The following is a 15,812-nucleotide window of genomic DNA, read 5'->3' on the forward strand; positions in this document are numbered from 1 at the left end:
CTAACTACTAGCACTAGTATACATGTCATGGCACGAATTCGTTGATCTGTTCAATCATTGGCCGGATTGATGGGATCAACTCAAGTACTTGAGTGCGCTTGACTGATCATTAGACCGTGGAGAGGGCCAAATAGTTTTAGTCCGGGATAAAAAATAGACGAATGGAGGGATATACCAGGCCGATTACGCCGTATGTGCGAATCCAAGGCTGAAATGAGGAGGGATTGAAAAATACCGAGCAGCTTAACAGAAGACATGAAGGATGTTACTATATGAGTCATATGAAGTGAACGGAGGCCAGAACATGTAGGTTTTTCTACCCAACCCGCACAACTAAATACAGAATTGGGGTAGAAAGATGAAACGGAAATCCTTTCGATATCTCTGGATAGGCCAGGCGCTCGCCAATAGCGGCGATTTATTTTACATTGTCGGCCTGATGGCTATGATCCATGGGATTACGGGATCCGCCATGTTGATGGCCATGATCCCTTTCATTACGACGACGGCACGGTTTATAAGCGGGAGCTTTGCGCCCGTTTTAATGGACAAATACAGCCTCAAGTCGCTGCTTGTTTCGTCTCAGATCGGAAAAACGGTCGTGCTGTTCCTGTTGATGGTAACCTGCTATGCACTGGGAGAGCAGGAGGCGACGGTCTATGTGATTCTCGGATTCGTATTTCTCATCTCCTTGCTCGATGGCTGGGCTGCACCTGCCAGCCATGCCATGCTGCCGCGTCTGGTGGATGCCGCCGAGTTAACGAAAGCGAACAGCTTTGTTGCCATCGTGGATCAGATGATCCAACTGGGAGGCTGGGCGGTTGGGGGACTGCTGGTCGCAGTCTTGGGCGGAAGCAGCGTGATAGGACTGACCTTTGCGCTGTCCCTGGCAGCGGCAGTCTTCATGAAACTTATAGAGGATCGGCATGAAGCCGCCCCGGAACCGAAAGAGAAGACGCGCGTTTCGAAAGGGCGCTCCATTCAAGAAGGCTGGGCACTCATTTGGAAGCAGCCTTCCCTTCGGGCGATTCATGTGATTTATGTATTGGAGACGATGGCAGGCGTGATCTGGATCGCAGCGATCATCTACGTGTACGTGGCTGATGCGCTGCACAGGGAGGAGGCGTGGTGGGGATATATCAACGCAAGCTTTTTCCTGGGACTCATGCTGGGCGGACTGTTTGGAATGAGAGGCGGGGGGCTGATCGACCGCAATATTCGCAAGTTCGTCATCTGCTCTTCCTTCGGCATCAGTCTGATGACGCTCGGTTTTGGATTGACCTCGGTGCCTTGGCTGGCCCTTATGTTCTCGGCAGGCTTCGGCGTTTTTGAACAGCTGAAATCCGTCTCGCTGCAGACCACTCTGCAGCGGAGCGTATCCGTTCATCTGTTACCGAAGGTGTACGCGGCTCAAAGCGCGATGGTTTCGCTGGTATTTGGTCTATCCACGCTGCTGTTCGGGTTCATCACCGACGAATACGGCGTCCGGACTACGTATATCATTGCAGCTGCGGTGTTGTTCATCTCGGGCTGTTACGCTGCAATCATACGAACGAGGTGGCCGGGGGCAGGGGAAAGCGCAGCACAAGGAGGAGGACGCGCGGTTTAATTGGCATATAGGTTCATCCTCCCGCCGGACTTGATGACTGCAAGTTTCATACATCCAGACAATTTCGAAAATAAAAAAGGCGAGCGTTAAGCTCGTCTTTTTTATTTTTGAATACTACGGGGACTCACGTTATGAACAGGCGTTTCATCCATATCCTTATGCAAGGCTTTAATTTCGTAAGCCGTATTTGAAACAATCCACGCCCTTTTCCTGCGGAAACATAGGCTGGTAGAGCATACGATTCATTAGAATGACGATGGCATGAATAACGTGTAAGCGGCTCTCCCATCGCTATAGGAGAGCCGTTTTTGGGCTTGATATTCTGGTTACAGTGAAGGGCCAAGGGCAATCCAGGACACGAAGCCGTAGGAAAGGCTGCAATTCGGCTGGCGGATCACTTCCAGAACTGCTGCATCCTCGCGCTGGGATTTCAGTGAGATCTGGAAACCAGGATTGTTGCTCATCCCCACGATAACATAGTTAATGCCGGCATAAGGTTCATCGAATAGGACGGTTACCTCGGTCTGAGTGCCGGCCCCTGTCAATACAAAGGGGGTCATTCCAAATTGCTGAAGTTTCGGCTTCCCGCTTGAGCTGCGCACCGGCGTGAAGGCCAGATGCTGTGCAGTGACTGCTGATTCAGCCAATTGCTGGCCGGTAACAGCCCCGTCGGAAATATGAACGCTAGCGACAGCCGACTTGCCTAATTTGTCGCCGTCAATGCTGCCGTCAGCGAGTGTAAAGGTATCAAAAGCGTCCGGTCTAAGATGTCTTCTCTCGATGGTCCCGTCAGCGATTTGGTTTCCGGTAACAGCCCCCTCGGCCAAGGTGAAGTTATCAAAAGCATCCGGTCCAAGGTGTTTACTCTCAATGGAACCTTCGGCGATCAGGGAACCGTTCAAAGATCCCTCGGCCAAGTTCGCGCCAGTGATAGTCCCTTCAGCGATTTGGCTTCCTGTAACAGAACCGTCAGCCAGGGTAAAGTTATCAAAGGCACCCGGAGCGAGATGTTTGCTCTCAATAGACCCCTCGGCGATCAAGGAACCGTTCAAGGAGCCCTCGGCCACGTTCGCGCCAGTGATGGTCCCTTCAGCGATCTGGCTTCCTGTAACAGAGCCGTCAGCCAGGGTGAAGTTATCAAAGGCATCCGGTGCGAGGTGTTTACTCTCTATGGATCCCTCGGCGATCAAGGAACCGTTCAAGGAGCCCTCGGCCACGTTCGCGCCAGTGATGGTCCCTTCAGCGATCTGGCTTCCTGTAATAGAGCCGTCAGCCAGGGTGAGGTTATCAAAAGCATCCGGTCCAAGGTGTTTACTCTCTATGGATCCCTCGGCGACGTTCGCGCCAGTGATGGTCCCTTCAGCAATTTGGCTTCCTGTTACTGAACCATCGGCCAAAGTGAAGTTATCAAAAGCATTCGGGCCAAGGTGTTTACTCTCGATGGAGCCCTCGGCGATTTGTGAGCCGTTCAAGGACCCGTCGGCTACGTTCGCGCCGGTGATAGTACCTTCAGCAATTTGGCATCCTGTTACTGAACCATCGGCCAGGGTGAAGTTGTCAAAGGCATTGGGTGCGAGGTGTTTGCTCTCAATGGACCCCTCGGCCAAGGTGAAGTTATCAAAAGCATCCGGTCCAAGGTGCCGGCTCTCGATGGAACCTTCGGCGATCAGGGAGCCGTTCAAGGATCCCTCGGCCACGTTCGCGCCAGTGATAGTACCTTCAGCAATTTGGCTTCCGGTAACAGCCCCCTCGGCCAAGGTGAAGTTATCAAAAGCATCCGGTCCAAGGTGCCGGCTCTCGATGGAACCTTCCGCGATCTGGGAGCCGTTCAAGGACCCGTCGGCTACGTTCGCGCCAGTGATAGTGCCTTCAGCAATTTGGCTTCCGGTAACAGAGCCGTCAGCCAAGGTGAAGTTATCAAAAGCATCCGGTCCAAGGTGTTTACTCTCGATGGATCCTTCGGCGATTTGTGAGCCGTTCAAGGACCTGTCGGCCACGTTCGCGCCAGTGATAGTCCCTTCAGCGATTTGGCTTCCGGTAACAGAGCCGTCAGCCAAGGTGAAGTTATCAAAGGCATCGGGTGCGAGGTGTTTGCTCTCAATGGATCCCTCGGCGATCAGGGAACCGTTCAAGGATCCCTCGGCCACGTTCGTGCCGGTGATAGTACCTTCAGCGATTTGGCTTCCGGTAACAGAGCCGTCAGCCAAGGTGAAGTTATCAAAGGCATCGGGTGCGAGGTGTTTGCTCTCAATGGATCCCTCGGCCACGTTCGTGCCGGTGATAGTACCTTCAGCGATTTGATTTCCGGTAACAGAGCTGTCAGCCAGGGTGAAGTTATCAAAGGCATCCGGTGCAAGGTGTTTGCTCTCAATGGATTCCTCGGCGATCAGGGAACCGTTCAAAGATCCCTCGGCCACGTTCGCGCCAGTGATAGTACCTTCAGCGATCTGGCTTCCTGTTACTGAACCATCGGCCAGGGTGAAGTTATCAAAAGCATCCGGTCCAAGGTGTTTACTCTCAATGGAACCTTCGGCGATCAGGGAACCGTTCAAAGATCCCTCGGCCAAGTTCGCGCCAGTGATAGTCCCTTCAGCGATTTGGCTTCCTGTAACAGAACCGTCAGCCAGGGTAAAGTTATCAAAGGCACCCGGAGCGAGATGTTTACTCTCAATGGATCCCTCGGCGATCAGCGAACCGTTCAAGGATCCCTCGGCGACGTTCGCCCCAGTGATGGTCCCTTCAGCGATTTGATTTCCTGAAACAGAGCCCTCGGCCAGAATGAAGTCGTCAAAAGCATTTGGTGCAAGGTGTTTGCTCTCAATGGATCCCTCGGCAATCTGCGCCCCGTTCAGTGAGCCGTCGGCCACGTTCGCGCCAGTGATAGTACCTTCAGCGATCTGGCTTCCTGTAACAGAGCCGTCAGCCAGGGTGAAGTTATCAAAAGCATCCGGTCCAAGGTGTTTGCTCTCGATGGAGCCTTCGGCAATCTGCGCCCCGTTCAGTGACCCCTCGGCCACGTTCGCGCCGGTGATGGTCCCTTCAGCGATTTGATTTCCTGAAACAGAGCCCTCGGCCAGAATGAAGTCGTCAAAAGCATTTAGTGCAAGGTGTTTGCTCTCAATGGATCCTTCGGCGATCAGGGAACCGTTCAAAGATCCCTCGGCCACGTTCGCGCCGGTGATGGTCCCCTCAGCGATTTGGCCTCCTGAAACAGAGCCCTCGGCCAGAATGAAGTTATCAAAAGCATCCGGTCCAAGGTGTTTACTCTCAATGGATCCCTCGGCGATCAGGGAACCGTTCAAAGATCCCTCGGCCACGTTCGCGCCGGTGATGGTTCCCTCAGCGATTTGATTTCCCGTAACAGAGCCCTCGTCTAAGGTGAAGTTGTCAAAAGCATTCGGTGCAAGGTGTTTGCTTTCGATGGAGCCCTCGGCAATCTGCTCCCCGTTCAGTGAGCCGTCGGCTACGTTCGCGCCAGTGATGGTTCCCTTAGCGATTTGTCTTCCGGATACAGATCCGCCGGCCAGGGTGAAGTTAGCAAAAGCGTCGGGTCCAAGGTGCTTGCTTTCGATGGAGCCCTCGGCAATCTGCGCCCCGTTCAAGGAGCCGTCGGCTACGTTCGCGCCGGTGATGGTTCCCTCAGCGATTTGATTTCCCGTAACAGAGCCCTCGTCTAAGGTGAAGTTGTCAAAAGCATTCGGTGCAAGGTGCTTGCTTTCGATGGAGCCCTCGGCAATCTGTGCCCCGTTCAAGGAACCGTCGGCGACGTTCGCGCCGGTGATGGTTCCCTCAGCGATTTGATTTCCCGTAACAGAGCCCTCGTCTAAGGTGAAGTTGTCAAAAGCATTCGGTGCAAGGTGCTTGCTTTCGATGGAGCCCTCGGCAATCTGCGCCCCGTTCAAGGAGCCGTCGGCTACGTTCGCGCCAGTGATGGTCCCCTTAGCGATTTGCCTTCCGGATACAGATCCGCCGGCCAGGGTGAAGTTATCAAAAGCGTCCGGACCGAGGTGGCGGCTTTCAATGGAGCCTTCGGCGATCTTCGAACCTTTCAGGGACCCATCGGCGACGTTCGCGCCCGTGATGGTACCTTCAGCAATTTGACTTCCCGTAACAGAACCCTTTCCTAAGGTGAAGTTGTCGAAAGCATCCGGTGCGAGGTGCTTGCTCTCGATGGAGCCTTTGGCAATCTGCGATCCGTCTAAGGAGCCTTCGGCGATGTTCGCGCCGGTGATGGTTCCCCCAGCAATTTGACTTCCTGTTACGGAGTTTTCGGCTAAAGTGAAGTTATCAAAAGCGTCCGGTGCGAGGTGCTTGCTCTCGATAGAGCCCTTGGCAATCTGGGACCCGTTCAAAGCACCAGCCGCAATGTTCGCACCCGTGATGGTTTCCTTGGCGATTTGGCTCCCCGTAACGGAGCCGTTAGCCAGGTTGAAGTTATCAAAGGCGTCCGGACCGAGATGCCGGCTTTCAATAGAGCCCTCGGCTATTTTCGAGCCGTTCAGAGAACCTGCCGCAATGTTTGAGCCGGTGATCGTTCCATGGGCAATTTTTGCTCCTGTAACCCCGTGATCCTGAATAAGCTCCGTTGTAATCGCACCGGCTTCAATATGCTTCGTGTTGATGCTGTGCGTCTGCAAATGATGGGGAAGCACGGCACCTTCTGCCAATTGTCTTGATTTGACGGACCCAGGCTGCAGCTGATCGACTCCCACACTATCCGGTTGCAAGTGGACATGGCCGACAGACTGATCCGCCAGATGGGCCATGTTGACGGAGTAAGGTGCGAGATGGTGACTTTGAATAGAGAATAATTCTATATGCTTGGATGCCACAGCCCCTTCACTGAGATGGTTTCCATGGATCGATTCTCCGGCAATATGCTCGGAAAGAACGGCACCGTTCTCGATGTGCGACGATTCAATGCTTTCGTTCTGGATATGCTTTGCGCTGATCGAGCCTGACGCAATATGCCGATCGGTTACAGCGATATCCTCAATATGCTGTGATTTGACCACTTCCAAACCAAGATGGTCCGAAAGGACGCTCGCTTCTTGCAGATGCACTGCCGAGATGGAGAGCGGTTTGATTTTTTCTCCGCTAACGGCGTTTGTTTTCAATACGGTCCCCGACACAGATGAAGGGGTAAGGTGGTCTTCCGTAATCGATTGCGATTCAAGCTTCGCTCCTGGAATGCTTCCGTCGGCAAACAGCATATCGGGCGATCGGCTCTCGTCAGCCAAATGGTTTAGCGTGATGGATTTCTTTTTCAAATGGTAGCCGTGGATTGCTTCCTGGGTGATATGTTTGCCCAAGATGGATTCCAGTCCAAGATGCACTCCCTCAACCGACTGCTGGGCAATTTTGTCTGAGGTAACGGCTCCATTCTGAATGGCTTCCTTGGCGACGGAATGGGTTGACAGGTGGGTGGAACGAATGGCTTGGGATGCTATTTTGTCACCAGTGATGCTGCCTTCGGCAAGTTTGGACGACGTAACGGAAAGATCCGCCAGCTTGTCGGTCGACACGCTTTCCGGTGACAGTTTCAGGGACGTTACAGCATGGTCTGCCAGATGCCGAGGTGCAATAACGCCTTCACCGATAGAAGATTCGATTACGCTGCCTTCGGCAATTTTGTCGCTTGTTACCGCTCCGCGTCCAAGCGCTTCTGTCCCTACGCTCTCGGTCTGTAAATGGCAGCTGGCAACCGAGCCGTTGGTCAAATGCGATGATTGGATCGCCCCGTCTTGTATTGCATGTGCTCCGACGCTGTCCGCAGCCAGATGCTGCTGCAGAATGGATTGGCTTGCGATATTGCTGGAAGTCACGCCACTCTGCCTAATGATGCTGCCGCCAACCGAGCCCAACGCCAGCTTGCTGCCCGTTACACTTTCGGGTGCAAGCTGTTCTTCCCCAACCGATTCTCGCTGAAGATGCTGTCTCGCGATGGAACGGTCCGCCATGTGCTGCTCTCCAATCGTTCTGGAATGGATTGCCGCACCGAGCACGCTTTCAGGAGCAAAGTGCTGTGGCAAGATGCTGCCGATTGCGATATGTTTTGCTTTCACTGCATCTTGAGAGAGATGCCGGGCTTGAACAGCCTCCGAAGCGATTTGGGATGATTCTACGGCCCCTTTAGCCAAATGACGGGTTTGTACAGCTTCATTGGCAATCTTACTCGGGAGAACACTCTGATCAGCAATTTTTGAGGCCGTAACAGCCTGCTCGACCAGTTTGGCTGTATGGACTGACTGATCGGCAAGTTTGGAGCTCGTTATACTGGAATCGCTCAAGTGCCGGGTGGACACGGCGCTGACGTCGATCTGTTCGGGACCGATGGAACCAGGCTGAATTTGATCAGGCCCTATTGCACCGTCTTCCAGATGGCGGGCGCCCAGCGATCCATTCTGAATATGGTCGGCGCCAATGCCTCTAACAGCAATTTGGTCGGGGCCGATGCTTCCCTTGGCAATATGCTCCGATGTCACGGCCCTGCTGACGAGATGGTCGCTGTTAATGGATTTCTGCTGTATATGGGACCCGTCTACGGCGCTATCCGCTATTTTGTTTCCGGTGATGGCGCCATCGCGAATTTTGGATGACGTGACGGCATTGTCGGCAAGCTTGGAAGTGTGAATCGCCTCATTGGATATATGCCGGGTTTCTACGGCGCTTGATGCGATTTTTTCTCCAATGACAGATTGGTCGTCCAGCAGCTCCGTCGATACGAGCAGCTGCTCGAGGTGCCTTGCTGTAATAGCTCCGTCGGCTATTTTCTTCCCTTCAACGGCATGGTCCGCCAGCTTTTGGGTGGTTATGCTGCCATCCTTGATTTTGCTTGCGTTGACCGAGCCGTCCCTGAATTTGCGCGTCGATAAAATTCCATCCATGAGATGCTCGCCCGTGACTGACAATGGAGCAATTTTGCTTGAGGTCACGGCTTCGTCTGCAAGATGAAGGCTGGAAACGCTATAGTCTTGCAGTGCTTCGGGACCGACCGCTCCACGAGCAAGCTTGGAAGCCGTAACCGACTTGGAGGCGATCCGGTTCTCGGTTATGGCATATTCACCTATGTCCTCTGTAAATATAAATGCTCCCTTAATTTCTGGCATTTCCTTTTCAAGAATCAACTGCTCCGGCTCGATTTCCGTGTTAGGCAGAGGATCGGAAGATAGCGTCAAATGGTCAGAAGACAGTGTCATGGAAGAATCTGCAGAAGACAGTGTCACGGAATCCGTAGAAGATAATGTTGTGGAGTCAGTTGCTGCCGCGGCGGAGTCGGAATTTACCGTCACGGCATCAGAAAATGCAGTAGCCTCTGTTGATACAGAAATAGCTTCGTCTGATATTACGGGTTTGATGACTTCTTCTCTTTCTTGCTGCCTTAATTCGAAAATGCCGATGAGATCCTCTTCCGGATCCGCGAGAGGTAATGTTGAAAGAATGCGGGCTTCTTTTTCTTGTTCTGTTTCTGTTTCTTTTTCTTTTTCAGGACTGCGTCCATTACCGCGCCCCAACAGGTCGAGTTCCCTGGTACTAGGGTCGACTCTGAAGGGTTGGTTAGAAGATGTTGACGAGTTTTTTTTCTTTTTCTTCAAAACTGCACGCTCCTTCCGAATACTGATCGTCTCCGGTATCATATGCAGCCGTTTAGGCGGCTGTCACTGGTCTTTTGGGATTCGAAGAATCGAAATGGCGGCGCATCCATGGAAAAAGGACCCGGCAAAGGCCGAGTCCTTCATTGTGCGCTTAATAGCGCTTATAAAATTTAACCCCTGGCGCCTTTACGGCTGCACAGTCGGTTCCGTATTTGAAGTTTCTTCAAGAATCTTTGCTTCTAAAACGACAAAAGCCCTGCCTCTCTTTCGTCCTTGCGGCTCCGATGACCGCTCCAGTGTGAATCAGAAAACCGTTCCATAAAACTCATACTTTTAGGGTCATAAAATAGGAATTTGCACTTCAACAGAGATGTAAATAACCATGTTTCGAGGAACTTACGGGGTTAAACTTCGTGTAACAATTACTAATTATAGCACAGCTGCATGTAATAAGCAAAGATATTCAAACGAATATTAGAATGAGATGCAAAAACGCTTGATTTTTTCCTGAAATCCTACGATATTCATATTAACAGTTTTTTCTTGCGAATTCTGCTGCCGAGCTCTTAAACTTGTAGCATCATGTCGAATACGTTCGGATTGCATATGCCTTGCCGATATTTATTATCCGTTAATGAAAGTAGGCGTTCCATGCAACTGTATAAGTCTTTTCTTAAGCAGCTAATCCGGAACTATATGATCGGGTCCATTGCAGCTGTGCTTGTTGTGGGTGGCGTATTAATGGTAACGACCCTCGAGATTCCCACCTCTGAAGGCGTGCGTCTAATGCTCATATTGGCCATTTCGTTCATGGTAATGGTCGCATCGGAGCTGACGGTCTTTCTTCGCCATTTACGGCCGATTCACGCGGGATTTAATGAAGGCCATACGGATTTGGAAACGTTGGAAAAAGCGTATTTGAGCATTCACCGTATGCCGCGTTTGGCGGTATATCGCATATTCGGACCGCATCTGCTCGGTTTATCGCTTCCGGCCATTCTGCTTACCGTTTGGATGATGGAGCAGGGGAAGCTGAATTTCCCGCCGTTCTACATATGGCTGGCTTGCCTGGGGGCGGTCCTGCTGGCCAGCTGTCATGCCATGATCGAATTTTTCCTGACCATAGCCGCCATTCGCCCTTTGATCAAGGAAGTTCGGCGGCAGGCGCTGTCGCGTTATGGCGTGGATTTCTCTCTTGAGGGCCATGTGTTCATGGCGATTCGGACGAAATTTCTGCTGAGTACGATGCTGATCGGCACCTTTCCGCTATTTCTGTTCAGTTTGGCTGTGCAGATCCGGTTGGAGGGGCTTAGTCAGATTGTAGCTCAGCAGTATTGGGGCTGGGCCGGATTTATATTGCTGCTTGGGGTCGGATTTGCTTATATCGGCGCCTGGCTCTTGACCCAGGATTTGCAGCGCCCCATCCGTCAGCTGTACCGGGCGATGAATGAGATCAAGGAGGGCCGTCTGATTCAGACCTCCAATCTCTACTCCGATGAATTTTCCAATTTGATCGCGGGTTTTAATATGATGGTCCGCGGGCTGCAGGTGCGCGAGGAACGGAACCGCAAGCTGCTGGACAGTTATTTTGCCGCTTTGGCGGCGGCGCTGGATGCCAGAGATCCATACACGGCCGGCCATTCGCTTCGAGTAGCGGAATATTCGGTGTTGATCGGCCGTCTGGCCGGACTAAGCGAAGAGCAGGTTGATCTTTTGCATAAGACGGCATTGCTGCATGATATCGGCAAGATCGGGGTCAGGGACAACATTTTGCTGAAGGAAGGGAAACTGACGGCAGAGGAGTTCGATCAGGTAAAGTCTCATCCGGCGCAAGGGGAGAACATTCTGCTGCAAATCGAGCCTGCCGATGCGATGGCTCCTTACCTGGAGGGGGTGCGATCCCACCATGAGCGCTATGACGGAGGCGGGTACCCTGACGGGCTGAAGGGAAAGGAAATTCCGCTGTTCGGCAGGATTATTGCGGTGGCCGATGCCTATGATGCCATGACGTCGGATCGGCCGTACCGCAGCGGCATGAAATCCGCGGATGCGTTGAGCATATTGGAAGCCGGTAGGGGAACCCAGTGGGATCCCGATTATGCGGGCATGTTCGTGAAATACATGAAAGCGGAGAAGAAGGTCATTACGATCCGTTAGCGGGGGACCGGCCAAGGAACGCAGCTGCACGGATTCTTTGATGAGCAAGTAAGAGGCCGTACCTGTGCAGGTATACGGCCTCTTTTTTGTGGGGATGTCGTCTACATGCTGCCAAATGCTCCAGTCCAGCACGTTTATCATGCTGATTCATTACAGGAGCCGACAGGAAAAAAACAAGGATATCAGATCATCTGGTGAGCCGTATCGATTTCCGTACCTTCTTCATGCTCTGCATGCTTCCCCTTGCGATGCATCCAGCCTGCCAGCCATGTGCTGATTTCATATAGACCGATGAGCGGGACGGCAACCATTAGGTGCGATACGAGGTCAGGCGGCGAGATCAGCGCCGCAACGATAACCAAAACGACGTAGGCGTAGCGCCTCATGGTATGCAGGATAGCCGGGCTTAATATTCCTATTCGCGTCAGAAACAGGACGATGACAGGCAGCTCGAAGGCAAGAGACAGCGGGATGATGATATTGAACATGAAACCGAAGTACTGGGCGACGCCGTACGTCTCGACGAGGTCCATCTGACTGTTGATCCCCGTCGTAAAAGCGAGGCTCATCGGAAAAACGACAAAGTACGCAAACGCGACCCCTATGAGAAAACATAACGCAGAGAAGGGGATAAACCGAAGGGCCGCTTTCTGCTCGCGGCTGTTCAGTCCCTGATTGACAAACAGCCAGATTTGATGCAGGGCGAACGGCAAGGTAGGAAGCAGAGACAATACGATGCTGATGCTCATATAGATGCGGAGACCGTCCCAGGGCGAGAATACGTTCCAGGTTACCTGAAAGGCCGGCGAATGATGCTTTAACATGGATAACACTTGGGGTGCGGCGATCAGGCCTGCCGCCATGCTTAGGAGAAAGACGGCGGCTACCAGAAGGATTCGCTTTCTAAGTTCGGCGATGTGCTCGAGCAGCGTCATGGTATTCTTGAACTCCATAGACTTCGTCACTCCTTTGGTCATCATCGGAAGATCGGCGTGCAGCGCTGTTTTTTCGATTTATTCAATTCCTTCAGTTCAAACGTATTAAATCCCTCCTGCATTTTTTGATGGATTTCCTGAATGCTCTTCACATCCTCAAAAGAATATCTGCGGTTTCCTCCCTTCGTTCGCTCCGGAAATATGAGCTTGCGTTCCTCGTAATACCGGATTTGCCTTTCCGTCAATCCGGTCAGTTCGCAAACAACCCCAATACTCATCACCTTACTCTCCATGCTCTTTACCTCCTATGTAAGTATTGTTAACCCTGAGCTTTTGTTAATGGCTTGGGATTAAAACCAAAGAAGATAAAACGGTAATAATTTGGGTGGGTTCATTCCTTTTTGGAAGGATTTATGACATGATTTTATGAAAAAGAAGGTGAAAAAGCAATCATTTTTCAAAAATAAAAAAAACTATGTTAGGAATTCTTACATATTTTAAGTCAAACCTTGTTTTCTCTGCTAAGATCGGCTCATGAATCCAATCCAATCCCAAACTAGCGAAGGAGTGAACGAGGGTGGCTACAAAAGAACAACCAAAAGAGATGACCCGGAGACAATTTCTGACGACCGTTGGCAAGGTGGGCGGATCTGTCGCCGTCTTCAGCTTGATGGGTACGATGGGGCTCCTTACGCCGGAAACGTTGAAAGCCGCGGAATATACTCCACCCGGAAAGAATGATCTGCATCTCAGCGGCCGGGGCGGCAAGAAGATCGTTATTCTCGGCGCAGGGATCGCGGGCCTGACGGCAGCGTATGAGCTTGGTCTGGCAGGTTACGACTGCACGATATTGGAGGCAAAAAGCTTTGCCGGCGGGCGTAACTGGACGATCCGCAAAGGAACCTCCGTGTCGGAGATCGGATCCGGCCGTCAGACTTCCCGTTTTGATAACGGACTGTATTTCAATGCAGGCCCGATGCGGATTCCCCAGTTTCACGTCACGCTGGATTATTGCAAGAAGTTTGGCGTAGCCATCGAGCCCTTCAACAACGTGAACGAGAGCGGCTATTACTATAACGAGAACGTGGGGGCTTTGTCCGGACAGCGCGTCCCCAAGCGTGCAGCCAAAGCCGACGTACGCGGTTACGTGGCCGAGATGCTGGCCAAAGCCGTGAATCAAAATGCGCTGGATCTGCCGCTGACGGCGGAAGAGAAGCTGAAGCTGGTGGATTATCTGAAGGCCGAAGGCGATCTGAATCCGGACCTGTTCTACAAGGGATCGGAGCGCGGCGGGTATAAGGATGAACCGGGAAGCCGCCTGGATGCCGGCGTGCTCCGCGATCCGTTCGATTTAAAGGCCATCATCAATTCCGGCTTCGGCAAATATTTCAGCAACGAATACGGTTACGACCAGCAGATGATGATGTTTCACCCCGTAGGCGGCATGGACGCCATCATCAAGGCATTCGAGAAACGGGTAGGCAGCCGAATCAAGTACCGGGCCGAGGTGAAGGAAATTCGCCAGTCCTCCTCCGGCGTGCGAATTGTGTATGTGGACGGCCATTCCGGCAGAGAGCAGGAACTCCGCGGCGATTACTGCATCTGCACCATACCGCTGACGGTACTGAAGAAGATCCCCGCCGACTTCTCGCCGGAGATGTCCAAAGCCATCGGCAGCGTGGGCTACGCCTCCGCAAGTAAAATCGGTTTGCAGTTCAAGCGCCGTTTCTGGGAAGAGGACGAGTATCTGTACGGCGGCAGCAGCTTGACGAATATGGACATTACGCAAATCTACTATCCGCCGACAGACTATTTCGGGAAGAAGGGGATCCTGCTCGGCTATTATGCGTACGGGGGCATCGCCGATAAACTCGGCGGCATGTCGTATGCCGAGCGCGAGAAACTGGCATTGACGCAGGGGGCCAAGATCCATCCGCAGTATCCGAAGGAGTTCGAGGCCTCCTTCTCGATCGACTGGAAGAAGACCAAATACCAGGAGGGAGGCTGGGTATCCTATTCCGCCAATGATAGGAAAACCTACTACCCGACCCTCTGCAAGCCGGATAACCGCATTTACCTGGCAGGGGAGCATATCAGCTACATTACGGCCTGGCAGGCAGGCGCCATCGAATCCGCCCGCGAGGTCGTAACCGATATCCATCAACGCGTCATGAAATCATAATGGAGAAGGGAGTCCATAATCCATGAAAAATAAACTGAAGACGTTCCTGGCACTCGCCATGCTGTTCAGTGCCGTAAGCGTAACCGCATATGCCGACGGTGCTTCTGCCCATAAGAAGCCGGCCAAAGCTTTGCCGGCCCCTAAATTTTACGGCAGTCCTACATCCTCGATCTCCAGCGGGGTAGTCGTGCCGGAGGGTTCCTCTTATCTCTATACGAGCGGGACGGTTCCGCCATTGTTGAACAAGGACGGCAAAACGGTGTATGAACGCTATGGGGATACGAAAACCCAGGGGATCGGCATCCTGAAGGAAATCGAGAAGCAGCTGAAGGAGCAGGGATTGACGATGAAGGATGTCGTCTATTTGAGAGTATACCTGACCCCGGATGCAGCAAAGAACGGGACCTTTGATTATACCGGCTGGTTTGACGCATACGCCCAATTCTTTAATACGAAGGAGAATCCGGTTAAGCCTGCGCGTTCCACCGTGGGAGTTGCCGGTCTTGTGAATGCCGATTGGTTGATTGAGATTGAGGCCGTAGCCGTATACCCGAATAAGGAAAAGAAAAAGTAAGTTGTTCTCGTTCGCAGCGGTGGATCGAATGGCCGCTGGCTTTCAACATGAACCGTTACCATCACATATTAAAGGAGTTGGGTTCTATGTTCCAAAATGTCGGTTTTGTCGGATTGATGATGATCTTGATTGTCGTGCTCATTCTGTTCGGACCTTCCAAGCTGCCCGAGCTCGGCCGGGCGGTGGGCCGCACATTGTCCGAATTCAAAGCCTCCGCCAGAGAGCTGGTTGGCGAGGATAAAGAGGAGGAGAAGGATAAGGAGAGGGAGAGGGAAAGGGAGGGAGCCGTCATCAAACTGAAAGGCTGATAGGGAAGTTTAATTTCTCCCTTATGCTATGAAAATGGATATCTCTGTACAATCCAAGCTGCTGCCACGGATGATTGAAGTCCACGGCGGCAGCTTTTTGCATGCGGCGCTTGAGGTATGGTTCGAGAGCGGAACTCCCCGTTGTCATCGTTTGCCAGGATTCAGAGAAACTCCTGACGGGTATACACAAGTACAGGCAATGATACAATTCATCATCCATTACGCTAAGAGGAGCTGATACTTATGGATAGCAACGTATTTAAAGGGAAATGGAAGCAGATGAAGGGTGAAGCGAAGAAGCAATGGGGCAAATTGACGGATGACGATCTTGATGTGATCGACGGCGAGAAAGATAAATTGGTTGGCAAGCTGCAGGAACGCTACGGGCATACGAAGGATGCGGCAGAGCGCGAATATACGGATTGGAGTGCAAGATACCGCGACTAGTCCAC

10 protein-coding genes are annotated in these 15,812 nt (G+C 52.3%); 7 read left to right on the forward strand and 3 right to left on the reverse strand.

Going from position 1 to position 15,812, the window contains the following annotated elements; translation table 11 throughout:
• The first annotated feature begins 358 nt into the window (after positions 1–358).
• The gene (locus MHH82_RS03595) at positions 359–1,609 is read left to right on the forward strand and encodes an MFS transporter (protein WP_340963357.1); all 1,251 of its coding nucleotides are present in this window, start codon (positions 359–361) and stop codon (positions 1,607–1,609) included.
• A 326-nt stretch (positions 1,610–1,935) separates the two neighbouring features.
• Here the strand turns inward: MHH82_RS03595 and MHH82_RS03600 are convergent, their stop codons facing one another.
• Positions 1,936–8,808: a WIAG-tail domain gene (locus MHH82_RS03600; protein WP_340963359.1), complete on the reverse strand. Its 6,873-nt coding sequence runs from the start codon at positions 8,806–8,808 to the stop codon at positions 1,936–1,938.
• Between MHH82_RS03600 and MHH82_RS03605 the strand changes: the two genes are divergently transcribed.
• Positions 8,807–9,526, forward strand: a complete 720-nt coding sequence (locus tag MHH82_RS03605) for a hypothetical protein (protein ID WP_144374197.1) — start codon at positions 8,807–8,809, stop codon at positions 9,524–9,526. The two genes, MHH82_RS03600 and MHH82_RS03605, sit on opposite strands and share 2 nt — an antisense overlap.
• A 329-nt stretch (positions 9,527–9,855) precedes the next feature.
• Positions 9,856–11,361: an HD-GYP domain-containing protein gene (locus MHH82_RS03610; protein ID WP_340963363.1), complete on the forward strand. Its 1,506-nt coding sequence runs from the start codon at positions 9,856–9,858 to the stop codon at positions 11,359–11,361.
• Between the two features lie 182 nt (positions 11,362–11,543).
• On the opposite strand, the gene tatC is transcribed toward MHH82_RS03610, so the two are convergent.
• Both tatC and MHH82_RS03620 read right to left on the reverse strand, forming a co-directional pair.
• On the reverse strand, positions 11,544–12,314 hold the full coding sequence (tatC, locus tag MHH82_RS03615; RefSeq protein ID WP_340963368.1) for a twin-arginine translocase subunit TatC: 771 nt from the start codon (positions 12,312–12,314) through the stop codon (positions 11,544–11,546).
• A 23-nt stretch (positions 12,315–12,337) separates the two neighbouring features.
• Positions 12,338–12,589, reverse strand: coding sequence for a MerR family transcriptional regulator (locus MHH82_RS03620; RefSeq protein WP_012818886.1), 252 nt, complete (start codon positions 12,587–12,589; stop codon positions 12,338–12,340).
• Positions 12,590–12,873: 284 nt separating this feature from the next.
• Here MHH82_RS03620 and MHH82_RS03625 point away from each other — a divergent pair, with 284 nt between their 5' ends.
• The 4 genes from MHH82_RS03625 (at position 12,874) to MHH82_RS03640 (ending at position 15,807) form a co-directional block, all read left to right on the forward strand.
• Positions 12,874–14,478 carry a flavin monoamine oxidase family protein gene (locus MHH82_RS03625; protein ID WP_340963372.1) on the forward strand — a complete coding sequence of 535 codons (1,605 nt, stop codon included), beginning with the start codon at positions 12,874–12,876 and terminating at the stop codon, positions 14,476–14,478.
• Positions 14,479–14,500: 22 nt separating this feature from the next.
• Entirely contained in the window at positions 14,501–15,052 is a 552-nt protein-coding gene (locus MHH82_RS03630; RefSeq protein ID WP_009593031.1) for a RidA family protein, read from the forward strand.
• Between the two features lie 86 nt (positions 15,053–15,138).
• Entirely contained in the window at positions 15,139–15,360 is a 222-nt protein-coding gene (locus MHH82_RS03635; protein ID WP_036664551.1) for a twin-arginine translocase TatA/TatE family subunit, read from the forward strand.
• Between the two features lie 243 nt (positions 15,361–15,603).
• Positions 15,604–15,807 carry a CsbD family protein gene (locus MHH82_RS03640; protein ID WP_009593042.1) on the forward strand — a complete coding sequence of 68 codons (204 nt, stop codon included), beginning with the start codon at positions 15,604–15,606 and terminating at the stop codon, positions 15,805–15,807.
• Positions 15,808–15,812: the final 5 nt, after the last annotated feature.

Source organism: Bacillus sp. FSL K6-6540 (genome assembly GCF_038007545.1).